The following is a 13,543-nucleotide window of genomic DNA, read 5'->3' on the forward strand; positions in this document are numbered from 1 at the left end:
GCATGCCGGGCCGTCAACGCCTGCTCGGACTCTGGCTGCTGGCCAGCGGGCTTTTGCTGTTCGGCGGTGCCTTTCTGGCCTTGTGGCTTGAGGCGGAACTCGACCCGCAAGGTAGCGCCCGCGCGTTGCTGTGGCTGGCCTGCCTCGTGCCCGGAGTGCTCATAGTGAGTGCAGGCGCCTGGATGGAGCGCCGCCTGTTCGCTCCATTGCGCCATCTGCGGGTCCAGGTGACACGCCTGGTCGCCAACCCGGACGCTCGGGAGGACTACCCGCCGGAAGGCTGGCTGAGCGAGCTCGGCGAGGATCTTCAGCGCCTGCGGGACGGCTGGCGTGGCGATCGCCAGGCACTCCATACCGCGCATGCCGAAGGCGCGCGCACCGCCGCGCGCATTCGCCAGGAGCTGGAAACGCTGCTGCAGTCGTTGCAGGTGCCGCTGCTGCTGTGCGATCGCCATCGCCGCCTGCTGCTGTTCAATCATGCCGCCGAGACCCTGTTTGCCGGTCACTCCCCCCTGGGATTGGGGCGCAATCTGGCAACGTTGCTGCCGTCCACCAGCCTGCGCGAGACCCTCGCCACCCTGCCCGACGATGGCAGCCCTCGGGAGGTGCTGATTCCGTTTGGCGATCGCTGGCTGCGGGGCTCGCTGCGACGAGTGGTGTCGGGGCATGGCGAGACGCTGCTTACCCTGGAGGATGCCACCGCCAGCTGGCGCCGGGAACTCACCGAGCGCGTTCAACTGGCGGAGCTCATGCCGGCACTGCGCCGCCACGCCGCCAGTCTGGCCACCGCCGTCGAGGCACTCGAACAGGCCTACCAGGAGAAAGCACTGCGCGAGAAGCTGGAAGCGGCCATCCAGGAGGAAAGTCACGGGCTCGGTACCACCATCGAGCGTCTGGGCAACTTGGTGGAAACCCTCGCCACCCAGGGCGAGCGCCTGGCACCTACCTGGTCCAACGACCTTTGGCATGCCCTGGCCCTGCGCCTCGAGCCCAACCGGCTGAGCCTCACGCCCATCGGCATGCCCGCCTGGTTCAAGGCCGATGGGCCTGCCCTGCTGCCCCTGCTGCAAGCCCTGCTCGAGCGTCTGGGCGAGACGACCGGTTGCCGCGAGTTCGAGGGGGAAGTCTGTCTGGGCAATCGCCGGGCCTATCTTGACCTGATCTGGTCGGGCAGCCCCCTGGCCCAGCATCGCCTCGGCACCTGGAGCGAATTGCCCCTCGATGAACTGCCCCTGTCTCCCAGGATCGCCGACATCCTGCGCCAGCACGACAGCGATCTCTGGAGCCTGGCCGACGACGACGGCCAGCACGCGAGGTTGCGCCTGCCGCTCCCGGCGGAGGCCCGGGTCGGCACACCGGAGCCCCCGCCTCCGCCACGCCCGGAGTTTCACGACTTCGATATCGCCGAATTGCCGGCACCAGAAAGCGAGCTGGCGAACCGCGCCCTGCGGCAGCTGGAAATCGTCGTCTTCGACACCGAAACCACCGGCCTCGAGCTGGCCAATGGCGATACGGTGATCAGCATCGGCGCCTGTCGCATCGTCAACGGGCGCCTGCTGGCCGACGACACCTTCGACCAGCTGGTCGATCCGCAGCGCTCGATCCCTCCGCAAAGCACGGTCTTTCACGGGCTCACCGACGCGGATGTGGCCGGTGCGCCACCCCTGCGCCAGGTACTGCCCCGCTTTCGCGACTACGTCGAGGAGGCGGTGCTGATCGCCCATAACGCCGCCTTCGACCTCCGCGCCATTCACCCCCTGGGCAGCGGCGTGCGCTTCGACAATACCGTGCTGGATACCCTGCTGCTCTCCCGGGCACTGGACGAAAGCTTCGACGATCACGATCTGGACAGCCTGGCCGAGCGTTTCGACCTCACGGTGCCGCCTGGCGCCCGCCACAGTGCCCTGGGCGACGCGCGTATCACCGGCGCCTTGTGGCTCGCCTTGCTTCCCCGGCTCGAAGCCCAGGGGATCACCACCCTCGCCCAGGCGCTGGCCCTGCAGGGCAAGGTGGGGGCACCCTCATGACTCCCCGACGCCACGCACGCCTGCTTGCCCTGGCAGGCCTGGCGCTGCTGCTGTTCAGCCCACCGCTGCTCTTGCTCTTCGATCGACCCGCGGTGTACGGGCTGTCCTGGCTGCCCCTCTACCTGTTCCTCGCCTGGGCCGGGGTGATCGGTGTAGCGGCCTGGCTGCTCGAACGCCCCGACAGCGAACGGCGGGAGGAGCCTCGTCGGCATGAGAAGTGACGCGGTGGTGCTGGCCGTAGCCTTCGGCTATCTGGCCCTGCTGTTCGTGATCGCCGCCTGGGCAGACCGCCGCGCCGAACAGGGACGCTCGCTGATCGGCTCGCCGACGGTCTACGCCCTGTCGATCGCCGTCTACTGCACCGCCTGGACCTTCTACGGCAGCGTCGGCCGGGCCGCGGAATATGGCCCGAGCTTCTTGCTGATCTACCTGGGGCCGACCCTGGTCATGCTGGTCGGGCCGATGCTGATCCGCAAGATGGTGCGTATCGCCCGGGCGCAGCGCATCACCTCCATCGCCGACTTCATCAGCGCGCGCTACGGCAAGAGCGATGGCCTGGGCGCCCTGGTGGCGCTGATCGCGCTGCTCGGCATCACCCCCTACATTGCCCTGCAGCTCAAGGCGATCACCCTGAGCCATGCGATACTGACCCAGTATCCCGCCCCAGCGGCCGAGACGCTGGTCGATGCCGGCTTCTGGACCGACAAGTCGTTCTGGGTGGCGCTGGTGCTCGCCGTCTTCATCATCCTCTTCGGCACCCGCCATCTCGATGCCAGTGAACGCCACGAAGGGATGGTGGCGGCCATCGCCTTCGAGTCGCTGGTCAAGCTGGTAGCCTTCCTGGCCGTCGGCATGTTCACCCTGTTCATGCTCTACGACGGCCCCGGCGATCTGTTTGCCCGCGCCGCCGCCCACCCGGAACTGGCCCAGGCGCTGAGCCTGGAGCGTGTCCCCGGCGGCGCCCTGGGGTGGGTCGGCATGCTGGTACTGGCCACCCTGGCCTTTTTGACCCTGCCGCGCCAGTTCCAGGTGCTGGTGGTGGAGAACGTCGACGAGGGTCACATCCGGCGCGCCAGCTGGCTCTTTCCGCTCTACCTGCTGGTGATCAACCTGTTCGTGATCCCCGTGGCCCTGGCCGGAGTGCTGCTCGGCGACACCGCCTTGAGCCCCGACAGCTTCGTGCTGACCCTGCCCCTGGCGGCGGGGCTCGACGGCTTGCCGCTGCTGGTCTTCATCGGCGGCTTGTCGGCGGCCACCGGCATGATGATCGTCGAGACCATTGCACTCTCGACCATGGTCAGCAATCACCTGGTGATGCCGCTGCTGCTGCGCTCGTCGCGGATGCGTCCGGGATCGCGCCTCGCCCGCGGGCGAGGCGAACTCACCGGCTGGCTGCTCGGCATCCGTCGGGTGGCGATCGTGCTGATCCTGCTGCTGGGCTATCTCTACCATGCGCTGATCGGCGATGCCTACAGCCTGGTGACCATCGGCCTGGTCTCCTTCGCCGCCGCCGCCCAATTCGCCCCGGCCATGCTGGTCGGACTCTACTGGCGCGGTGCCACTCGCAGCGGTGCGGCCTGCGCACTGATAGCGGGGATCATGGTGTGGGCCTATACCCTGCTGCTGCCCGGTTTCGCTCAATCCGGCTGGTTGGACATGGCATTGCTCAGCGACGGCCCCGCCGGCATTCGCTGGCTACGCCCCTACGCCCTGTTCGGTCTCGAGGGCTGGGACATCTACACCCATTCGCTGTTCTGGAGCCTGCTCGCCAACATTGGCGCGCTCATCGGCGTATCGCTGTTCACCCGCCAGAGTCGCCTGGAGCAGACCCAGGCGGCACTGTTCACCGAGGCCCTGCATTCGGAGCTGATACACCGCACCCCGCTGTGGCAGGGCCAGACCACCCAGGGGGAGTTGCGCGAACTGCTGAGCCGCTATCTGGGAACCCCCGCGACGCTGCGCGTTCTTGCCGAGGAGGAGCACCAGACCGGTGATGCCGACGCGGCCCGGCCGGCGTCACCGACCCTGGTCGCGCGAGCCGAACGGGCCTTGGCCGGCGCCCTGGGCAACGCCTCCGCCCGGGTGCTGATCAATTCGGTGGTACGGGGCGAGGCACTGGATCTGGACGCCGTGTTGAGCATTCTCGATACCACCTCGCAGACGTTGGAATACAACCGGCGACTAAAACAGAAGTCCCAGGAGCTTACGACGATCAGCGAGGAGTTGCGGGCGGCCAACGAACGACTGCGGGAACTCGACCGCCTCAAGGACGAATTCGTCGCCATGGTCAGTCACGAACTGCGCACGCCACTGACCTCGATTCGCGCCTTCGCCGAGATCCTGCGCGACAGCCATGGCCTGCCCGAGGAGAAGCGCCGCCACTTCCTCGATGTGGTGGTACACGAGAGCCAGCGCCTCTCGCGGCTGATCGAGGAGATTCTCGATCTGGCGCGCCTGGAGTCGGGACGCTTGACGCTGCACCCCGAGCGACTCGACCTCGCCACCCTGGCCCGTCGCGGGGTGGATGCCGTGCAGCGCGTGCAGGAGGAGCGCGGCGTGCAGCTGGAAGTGAAGATCCCCGATTCACCGGCGATGGTGATCGGCGACCCCGACCGCCTGGAACAGGTGATCATCAACCTGCTCGACAACGCCAGCAAGTTCGCCGCCGACGAGGATGGGCGTGTGCGCCTGGCACTCGAGCGGCACAAGCGGCACTACCGCCTGAGCGTCGAGGACAACGGTCCGGGCATCGGCGAGGATGACCGCGAGCGCGTCTTCGAGAAGTTTCACCAACTGGAGCGTCAGGGCGAAAGCGATGCGCCGGCCCGCGGACGGCCTCGCGGCAGCGGACTGGGCCTGCCGATCAGCCGGGGCATCGTCGCCCATCTGGGCGGGCGCCTGTGGGTCGAGGAGGCGCCGACCCTGGGCGGCGCCTGCCTGATCATGGAACTGCCCCAGGCACCGGCCGAGGCTGCAGCGCTCGGCGCTGCCGCTAGCGGTGATGAGTGACCGCGGCCTTGGCGATACCGATCAAGGAACGCAGCTGCTGCAGGTCGTGGCGCAACAGCAGACGCTCGCCCTCCTCCAGCCGCCGCAGGTCGAGCCAGTTGTCCGGCTGGCGCCCAGCGGCAAGCGCCGTCATTTGCGCGCCAAGCAGTAGCCCCTGGAAGCGGTCCAGCGCCGCGATCGTCGCCATGCCGACCTGCGCTTCGAGCCGCCCCTGCATGACCAGCTCGTTCAGCCGCCCGCGGCTATCGACACTGCCCACGCCATGCACCAATGCCAGCACCCGCACCGCGTTCTGCAAGGGCAGCACGCCCTGGCGCTTGAGATTGAGCGCCTGTTCATGAGGGGCCTCACGGTCCTCGGCAGCCAGGCGGCCGAAACGATCGAGCGCCAGCGGGGTTTCATCGAGCAGTGACGCCATCTCGTCCAGAAACAGGCCGGCCCGGGGCATCAGTGCCTGCACGCACTCCCGTAGCGCCTCGGCGAGGCTGGCGTCGCCGAACACCGGATGAAAATCGAGCAGGATATTGGCCTGCTGGACCCGCTTGATCCGGCGCTCGCCCGTCCAGAGGCGCAACTGCTCGCGCCATTCACTCAGGCGCTTGCGCCACATCGGCCAGCGTGCCATCACATGGCCCTGGCACAGCGGAATGCCCGCCTCGCCCAGCGTCCCGGTGAAGCGCTCGCCGAGGGCCTGGAAGAAGCCATCGATCTCATCATGCCGGCCATCCGGATAATCGGCGACGATCATGGCGTTGTCCTGGTCGGGATGCAGCAGGCTTTCGTGGCGGGCGGCGGATCCCAGGGTGAGCACACAGTAACTCACCGGTGGCTCTCCCCAGCCGCTGCCAAGCATCTCCTCGAGGGCCAGATGCACCGAGCGTCGGTAGAGCCAGTCGTTGTGATCGCTGAGCAGCTGGCTGATACGCCAGCCCGGCAGGTCCAGACGCAGCAGGGCCTCCACCAATTGCGGCTGCCAGGCCTTGGTCTCGGCCAGGGACGGCGTGGCCCCCAGGCGCAGGAAGGCCTCGCGCAGGGGCGCCAGCAGGTCGGGCAACGTGGCCGGATCGGGAAACGTGTCCTCGGCGAACAGGCCGCGCCATGGCGAGGCGCGATAGAGTACCCGCATGCATGCACTCCCGGAGTCGTACTCCCCACACTATAGCCTTGCACTACAGCCCCGCCGCCGCCACCCCACGAAAAAGCGGCACTCCTCGGGGCGCCGCTTTTTCGTTTCCGTCACACGCTCGTATTCAGCGCTTGAACATCTCGTCGCCCACGTCATCGATATAGCGTTTCGCCTTGTTCAGGGTCAGCTCGACACAGGCCTCCCGGCTGCTGACGATGTCCGAACGCTCGAAGCGGTGCTCGAGGGTCTCGCCCTGCTCGACCGGCTTGCGAATCCAGCCGCTCACTCGGTACTGCCCCCCGGCATCCTGGGGATCGGGGGTGATCAGATAGCCGCGATGTTCCGTCGCCGGCATCTCCTCGTCGTTGGCGTCGCCGCCACGGAATAGCCCGTCGATCAGTTTCTTGAGCACGCTGCCTCCTTGATTATTCAGCCTGCACTACGGCCCTTGCCCGCCGCAATGCGTAGACGCAGGGCATTGAGCTTGATGAAGCCCTCGGCATCCTTCTGATTGTAGGCGCCCGCGTCGTCTTCGAAGGTGGCGATCGACTCGTCGAACAACGACTGCTCGGACTTGCGGCCCGCGACGATGGCGTTGCCCTTGTAGAGCTTCATGCGCACCACGCCGCAGACGTTGGCCTGGGTCTCGTCGATGGCCGCCTGCAGCATGCGCCGTTCCGGGCTCCACCAGTAGCCGTTGTAGATGACTTCGGCGTACTTGGGCATCAGCTCGTCTTTCAAGTGGGCCGCTTCGCGATCCAGGGTCAGCGATTCGATGGCGCGGTGGGCGCGCAGCATGATGGTGCCCCCGGGCGTCTCGTAGCAACCGCGGGACTTCATGCCCACGTAGCGGTTCTCGACGATATCGAGGCGCCCGATGCCGTTGTCGCCGCCCAGCTGGTTGAGCCGGGACAGCACCTCGTGGGGCTTGAGTGCCTCGCCGTCGATGGCGACGATATCGCCCCGATCGAACGTCAGGTCGATGTAGGTGGGCTGATCCGGTGCCGCCTCGGGGGAGACGCTCCAGCGCCACATGTCTTCCTCGGCCTCGGCCCAGGGGTCCTCGAGGATGCCCCCCTCGTAGGAGATGTGCAGCAGGTTGGCGTCCATGGAGTAGGGCGACTTCTTCTTGCTCTTGGAGAAATCCACCGGGATATCGTGCTGCTCGCAGTAGTTCATCAGCTTTTCCCGGGAGGTCAGATCCCACTCGCGCCAGGGAGCGATGACCTTGACCCCGGGCTTGAGCGCGTAGGCCCCCAGCTCGAAGCGCACCTGATCGTTGCCCTTGCCGGTGGCGCCATGGGAGATGGCATCGGCGCCGGTCTCGTTGGCGATCTCGATCAGGCGCTTGGCGATCAGCGGACGCGCGATGGAGGTGCCCAGCAGGTACTCGCCCTCGTAGATGGTGTTGGCACGGAACATCGGATAGACGTAATCGCGGACGAACTCCTCGCGCAGGTCCTCGATGTAGATCTCCTTGACCCCCAGGGCCTTGGCCTTTTCCCGGGCCGGCTCGACCTCTTCGCCCTGTCCGATGTCCGCCGTGAAGGTCACCACCTCGCAGTCGTAGGTCTCTTGCAACCACCGGACGATCACGGACGTATCCAGGCCGCCGGAATAGGCGAGCACGACCTTCTTGACGTCGGACATTCTAGGCTCCTTCGCTGATTCGTGGGGATTCGATGGCCATTCAGTATAGCGCCGTTGGCCCCGAGCGAACACCGCGGTGCGCGGTGTTCGCTCGGGGGGAATTCAGGGTCAAGTGTCCTGGCCAGGGGCCGATAACAGAAGTTATGAATGGCTTCCATCGACCAACGACTCCACGACAAGCACAGACAGCATGCTGAACGACATGACAATCCTGATCGGCCTGGTACTGCTCGGCGCGATACAACTGCTGGGTGGCCTCTTCTATACGCGGCAGGTGATCCGCGAGATGCCCCAGGCGCGTGGCAGCTGGCACGTGCTGGCGGCACTGATCGCTCTCTTCCTGCTCGGTTATGTCAGCTTCACGCTGCTTCTGATGAATCAGACCGTGACGCCCCTGCTCGTGATCGTCACCGTGATCTTCGCCGGCGGTGGCACCTTCGTGCTCACCGTGACGAGGCTCAGCGCCGCCACCATTCACAAGGTCAGAGGCATGGTACTGCTGGAGCAGGAGAACGACCGCATCCTGGCGACCCAGCAGCGCCTGCAGACCATCCTGGACAATGCCGCCGAGGGCATCGTGACCTTCGACGAGCAGGGGGTCGTTCAATCCTTCAACAAGGCTGCCGAGAGGCTCTTCGGCTATCCTGAAGCCGAGGCGGTCGGGCTGACTATCGACCGGATCATCGTACCGCCGGACAGCATGGACCAGCGTGACGACTATGCAGCGCATTTCCTGCGCACCGAGGTGCATCGGCTCATCGGTCATGAAGGCGAAGTCATCGGCTGTCATCGTGATCGCTCCACCTTTCCCATGGCACTCAAGATCAGCAGCGTGATGCTGGAAGGACAGCGCGTCTATACCGGCCTGGTGGCCGACATCAGCGAGCGCAAGGCGATGCTGGAGCGATTGCGCCAGATCGCCGAACACGATGGCTTGACCGGGCTGCATAATCGCAGCTACTTCCAGCAGAGACTGGAACACGTCGTGCAACGCGCGCGCCGCACCGGCTGCCAGGCCGCCCTGCTGTATATCGACCTGGACAACTTCAAGTACGTCAACGACACCCTCGGCCATGCGGCCGGCGACCGGTTGCTGATCGATGTCGCCCGCCTGCTTGCCCGGCGGGTACGCAGCACCGATCTGATCGGCCGCTTCGGCGGCGACGAGTTCACCGTGCTGCTCAGGGATCTACCGAGTGGGCAAGCACAGATGGTCGCCGAGGCCTTTCGCCAGCAATTCGTCGACTACGTCTTCCGTCACGCCGGCAAGCAGATCGACATCGGCTGTTCGATCGGCGTCGCCCTCATCGGTCACGAGAGCTGCGATGGCGAAGAGGTGCTGGCCCAGCCCGACTTCGCCTGCCACCTGGCCAAGCGCGCCGGCCGGAACCGGGTGCACCAGTTCAGTGCCGAGGATCAGAGCGACATCCATACCCTGTCGGTGGACATGGGCTGGTCGCGACGCATCAAGCACGCGCTGGAGCAGGACCGGCTGGTACTCGCCTATCAGCCGATCATGACCACCGCCGAGGGTGAGCTTCATGGCTACGAGGTGCTGGTACGCCTGCTCGACGAACGCGACAGGCTGATCATGCCATCCGGCTTTCTGCCCCCGGCCGAGCGTTTCGGGCTGGCGGTCGACATCGACCGCTGGGTGATCGCCAACGCCATCGACTCGCTGCTCCAGGCGCGCAAGACACAACCGGCGCTGTGCTACTCGATCAACCTGTCGGCCCAGACGATCTCGGACAGTTCGGTGTGCGACCTGATCCTGCAGCGTCTCGAGGCCACCGGACTCGATCCCCAGGCGCTGATCTTCGAGGTCACCGAAACCGCCGCCATCACCGACATGAACATTGCCCAGCAGTTTCTCGGCCGACTGCGGGAGATCGGCTGTCGCACGGCGCTGGACGATTTCGGCTCGGGCATGTCGTCCTTCGCCTATCTGAAGGACCTGCCGGTGGATATCGTCAAGCTGGATGGCTACTTCGTGCGTCGCCTGGCGGAGAACCGGACCGACCAGAGCATGGTCAGGGCCCTGAACGAGATCATCCATGCGCTGGGCAAGCAGTCCGTGGCGGAATTCGTCGAGGATCAGCAAAGCCTTCAGCTGTTGACCGATTATGCGGTGGATTTCGTTCAGGGGTACTACCTGGGGCGCCCCGCTCCCCTCCCCGATCAACCTGCCACCATCGAATGATCGGTGACGCTCGTCCCGGGGGCATCGCGGCGAACAGACTCGAATGATCAGGAATACCTAATAAAATTAGTGGTCGTTCTCGACTGCTTTTCACACCATAATAGGCAGCACACGACGAGAAAAAGACATCGATAGGCAAGGGAGAGATGCATGACCGAGGCGAATGCCCAGGGACTGATGGCGCAGCGCTTTCGCAGTTTCCTGCCGGTGGTGATGGACATGGAAACCGGCGGGTTCGACCCCGAACGTGACGCCATCCTGGAGATCGCTGCGGTGACCTTGAGCATGGACGGTCAGGGCAACCTGATGCCCGATGCCACCCTGGCCTTCCATGTCGAGCCCTTCGAGGGTGCCAACATCGATCAGGCCGCTCTGGATTTCACCGGTATCGATCTGGACAACCCGCTGCGCAAGCGGGTGAGCCTTGCGGAATCGGCGGCGCTGAGCGAAATCTTCCGCCCGGTGCGCAAGGCCATCAAGTCCAACAACTGCACCCGCGCCATCCTGGTGGGCCACAACTCGGCCTTCGATCACGCCTTCCTTAACGCGGCCATCGGCCGCTGCGGCATCAAGCGCAACCCCTTCCACCCTTTTTCGAGCTTCGACACGGCGACCCTCTCGGGCCTGGTGTACGGACAGACGGTACTCGCTCGAGCCTGCCGCGCCGCCGGCATCGAGTTCGACAACTCCGAGGCGCATTCGGCGCGCTACGATACGGAGCGCACCGCCGAGCTGTTCTGCTCGATGGTCAACCGCTTCAAGGACCTGGGCGGCTGGCAGTTGGCGCAGCGCGAGCAGGGGATGAACGGAAGCTGAATCACAGGCTCTTCCCGGCCTTGAATGCCAAGGCCCCGGAGTCGACTCCGGGGCCTTGGCGTTGGCGTCATGGGATGGCGGCGTCTCAGGCGTTGCCGGCCTGCTCGGCATTGGCCTTGCTCGCAGCATCCTTGATCAGGGTTTCCAGCTCGCCGTTCTGGTACATCTCGACGACGATATCGCAACCGCCGACGAGTTCGCCGTTGACCCACAATTGTGGAAAGGTCGGCCAGTTGGCGTACTTGGGCAATTCGGCACGAATGTCCGGGTTGTCCAGCACGTTGACGAAGGCGAAGCGCTCGCCGCAGGCCATCAGGGCCTGAACCGTCTGGGCCGAGAAGCCGCACTGGGGCAGCTGCGGGGTCCCCTTCATGTAGATCAGGATCGGGTTTTCGCTGACTTGCTGCTTGATGTTCTCGAGAGTCGTGCTCATGGGGTTTCCTGAACGGGGTATCAACCAGGATCACTGCATGAAAGCCCAGCCGACACCGCGTGACGCGTGAATGATGGCGTGCTCCCATTCTACTGGTGCAGGCGAATGAAAACAGCCCCACAAGAAGATCGTTCTCGATCATGCGTTGCGCTGACCCTCGCCTGTGGCTAGGATGGGGCTTTTCAGCACGACCGGGGTGCCATGATGGGCGTCGGTCAGGGCGCCGTCGGTGCAGCATGTTGCTCCTTCGGCGCCTTTTGCGTTCGCGGCCGCTGGCCACAGGAGCATGCCATGGCGACACGCCATTTTCTGACCCTACTGGATCTCACCTCGGAAGAACTCGCCTACCTGGTAGCCCGGGCCATTCGCATCAAGAGCGAACTGAAGGCCCAGGGGCCGCGCTACACCCCCTTTGCCAATCGCACCCTGGCGATGATCTTCGAGAAGTCGTCGACGCGCACCCGCGTCTCCTTCGAGACCGCCATGGCGCAGTTCGGCGGCCATGCGCTGTTCCTCTCGCCCCGAGACACCCAGCTCGGCCGCGGCGAACCCATCGGCGACACCGCTCGGGTGCTCTCCGAGATGGTCGACGCGGTGATGATTCGCACCTTCTCGCATGCCGACATCGAAACCTTCGCCGCGGCCAGTTCGGTACCGGTCATCAACGCCCTGACCGACGATTACCATCCCTGTCAGCTGCTGGCCGACATGTTGACCTGGATCGAATGCCGCGGATCGGTCCAGGGCAAGACCGCGGTGTGGATCGGCGATGGCAACAACATGTGTCACTCCTGGATCAATGCCGCGCGACGGTTCGACTTCCGGCTACGCATCTGCTGTCCCGAGGGCTATGAACCCGACGCCGCCATCCTCGCCGCTGCCGGCGACCGGGTCGATGTACTGCACGACCCGCAGCAGGCCGTCGAGGAGGCGGACCTGGTGACCACGGACGTGTGGGCCTCGATGGGCCAGGAACAGGAGCAGAAGGCGCGCGAGCGCGACTTCGCGGGCTTCCAGGTCACCGAGGCCATGCTCGACAGGGCGGCAAGCGACGTCCTCTTCCTGCACTGCCTGCCCGCCCATCGCGGCGAGGAGATCAGCGCGACCCTGCTCGACGATCCGCGCGCCGTGGTCTGGCAGGAGGCCGGCAACCGCCTGCACGCCCAGAAGGCACTACTGGAATTTTTGCTTCTCGGACGCATCGATTAGTCATCATGGGCCAACCACTACTGCACGTCGATGACCTGGAGTGCCGCTACGGTGCCACCGTCGTCACCCGCCAGGTGAACTTCTCCCTTACCCGGGGCGATCTGTGCTGCCTGCTGGGTCCCTCCGGCTGCGGCAAGACCACGCTGCTGCGGGCCATCGCCGGCTTCGAGCCGGTCGCGGCGGGCAGCATCGCCCTCGACGGCCGGGTACTTTCCGACCCGACGACCCTGGTCGCCCCGGAAAAGCGCCAGATTGGCATGGTCTTCCAGGACTACGCGCTGTTCCCGCATCTCTCGATCGTCGACAACGTGGCCTTCGGGCTGCGCCGGCTCCCCGGCGATCAGCGCCGCCAGCGTGTCGATGAACTGCTCGAACTGGTCGGGCTCACCCATCTCGGCAAGCGTTACCCGCACGAACTCTCGGGCGGACAGCAGCAACGAGTGGCCCTGGCCCGGGCCCTAGCCCCGCAACCACGGCTGCTGCTGCTCGACGAACCCTTCTCCAACCTGGACGTCGAGCTGCGTCGCCAGCTCAGCCAGGAGGTCAGGCGCATTCTCAAGAAGCTCGGCATCAGCGCCATCATGGTCACCCACGACCAGCAGGAAGCCTTTGCCCTGGCCGATCAGGTGGGAGTGCTGCACGGTGGTCACCTGCAGCAATGGGACACGCCCTACAACCTCTATCACGAACCGGCGACCCGTTTCGTCGCCAACTTCATCGGACAGGGGTTCTTCATCCCGGGCACCATGCAGGACCGAGAGACCGTAAACACCGAAATCGGCGATATCGCCGGCAACCGCGCCTACCCCTTCGAGATCGGAGCCCCCGTGGACGTCCTGCTGCGTCCGGACGACATCGTCCTCGACCAGCAAAGCGCGCTCGAAGCCCGGGTCGAGCAGCGCACCTTCACCGGCGCCAGCACCCTCTACCGCCTTCGCCTGCCCTCGCAGCAGGTGGTCGAAGCCTCCTTCAACAGCCATCATGAATTCGCGCCCGGCGAAAGCATTCCGGTGCGCATACAGGCGGATCACCTGATTCTCTTCGAGCGCCGAATGGAGGAGTGAGCGAGCTGG

General features: G+C 65.5%; 11 protein-coding genes. 7 read left to right on the forward strand and 4 right to left on the reverse strand.

Annotation, left to right across the window (positions count from 1 at the left end):
• The first annotated feature begins 2 nt into the window (after window positions 1-2).
• Genes BUA41_RS09715 through BUA41_RS09725 form a run of 3 tightly spaced genes read left to right on the forward strand, consistent with a single transcriptional unit; the run spans window position 3 to window position 5,036 of the window.
• Window positions 3-2,027, forward strand: coding sequence for an exonuclease domain-containing protein (locus BUA41_RS09715; protein WP_072822216.1), 2,025 nt, complete (start codon window positions 3-5; stop codon window positions 2,025-2,027).
• Complete coding sequence (locus tag BUA41_RS09720) at window positions 2,024-2,248, forward strand: hypothetical protein (protein WP_072822220.1); 225 nt, start codon at window positions 2,024-2,026, stop codon at window positions 2,246-2,248. The genes BUA41_RS09715 and BUA41_RS09720 overlap by 4 nt, the downstream gene beginning before the upstream one ends.
• Complete coding sequence (locus tag BUA41_RS09725; RefSeq protein ID WP_072822224.1) at window positions 2,238-5,036, forward strand: sensor histidine kinase; 2,799 nt, start codon at window positions 2,238-2,240, stop codon at window positions 5,034-5,036. The genes BUA41_RS09720 and BUA41_RS09725 overlap by 11 nt, the downstream gene beginning before the upstream one ends.
• Here BUA41_RS09725 and BUA41_RS09730 read toward each other — a convergent pair.
• The 3 genes from BUA41_RS09730 to BUA41_RS09740 all read right to left on the reverse strand — a co-directional run bounded on the left by BUA41_RS09730 (window position 5,020) and on the right by BUA41_RS09740 (window position 7,812).
• Window positions 5,020-6,162, reverse strand: coding sequence for a DUF294 nucleotidyltransferase-like domain-containing protein (locus tag BUA41_RS09730; RefSeq protein ID WP_072822228.1), 1,143 nt, complete (start codon window positions 6,160-6,162; stop codon window positions 5,020-5,022). The genes BUA41_RS09725 and BUA41_RS09730 overlap by 17 nt on opposite strands.
• A 124-nt stretch (window positions 6,163-6,286) precedes the next feature.
• Window positions 6,287-6,574 carry an HlyU family transcriptional regulator gene (locus BUA41_RS09735; protein WP_072822232.1) on the reverse strand — a complete coding sequence of 96 codons (288 nt, stop codon included), beginning with the start codon at window positions 6,572-6,574 and terminating at the stop codon, window positions 6,287-6,289.
• A 17-nt stretch (window positions 6,575-6,591) separates the two neighbouring features.
• Window positions 6,592-7,812 (reverse strand): argininosuccinate synthase, encoded by a 1,221-nt coding sequence (locus BUA41_RS09740; protein WP_072822234.1) that lies wholly within the window; start codon window positions 7,810-7,812, stop codon window positions 6,592-6,594.
• Between the two features lie 190 nt (window positions 7,813-8,002).
• On the opposite strand from BUA41_RS09740, the gene BUA41_RS09745 reads away from it, so the two are divergent.
• Both BUA41_RS09745 and rnt read left to right on the forward strand, forming a co-directional pair.
• Window positions 8,003-10,012: a putative bifunctional diguanylate cyclase/phosphodiesterase gene (locus BUA41_RS09745; protein ID WP_072822236.1), complete on the forward strand. Its 2,010-nt coding sequence runs from the start codon at window positions 8,003-8,005 to the stop codon at window positions 10,010-10,012.
• A 150-nt stretch (window positions 10,013-10,162) separates the two neighbouring features.
• On the forward strand, window positions 10,163-10,828 hold the full coding sequence (gene rnt, locus BUA41_RS09750) for a ribonuclease T (protein ID WP_072822238.1): 666 nt from the start codon (window positions 10,163-10,165) through the stop codon (window positions 10,826-10,828).
• Window positions 10,829-10,913: 85 nt separating this feature from the next.
• Here the strand turns inward: rnt and BUA41_RS09755 are convergent, their stop codons facing one another.
• The gene (locus BUA41_RS09755; protein ID WP_072822239.1) at window positions 10,914-11,261 is read right to left on the reverse strand and encodes a Grx4 family monothiol glutaredoxin; all 348 of its coding nucleotides are present in this window, start codon (window positions 11,259-11,261) and stop codon (window positions 10,914-10,916) included.
• A 291-nt stretch (window positions 11,262-11,552) separates the two neighbouring features.
• Here BUA41_RS09755 and argF point away from each other — a divergent pair, with 291 nt between their 5' ends.
• Both argF and BUA41_RS09765 read left to right on the forward strand, forming a co-directional pair.
• The gene (argF, locus tag BUA41_RS09760) at window positions 11,553-12,470 is read left to right on the forward strand and encodes an ornithine carbamoyltransferase (protein ID WP_072822241.1); all 918 of its coding nucleotides are present in this window, start codon (window positions 11,553-11,555) and stop codon (window positions 12,468-12,470) included.
• A 5-nt stretch (window positions 12,471-12,475) separates the two neighbouring features.
• A complete protein-coding gene (locus BUA41_RS09765) occupies window positions 12,476-13,534 on the forward strand; it encodes an ABC transporter ATP-binding protein (protein ID WP_072822243.1) in 1,059 nt (352 codons plus the stop codon).
• Window positions 13,535-13,543: the final 9 nt, after the last annotated feature.

The sequence above is a fragment of the Modicisalibacter ilicicola DSM 19980 genome, assembly GCF_900128925.1.
Taxonomy (GTDB): domain Bacteria; phylum Pseudomonadota; class Gammaproteobacteria; order Pseudomonadales; family Halomonadaceae; genus Modicisalibacter; species Modicisalibacter ilicicola.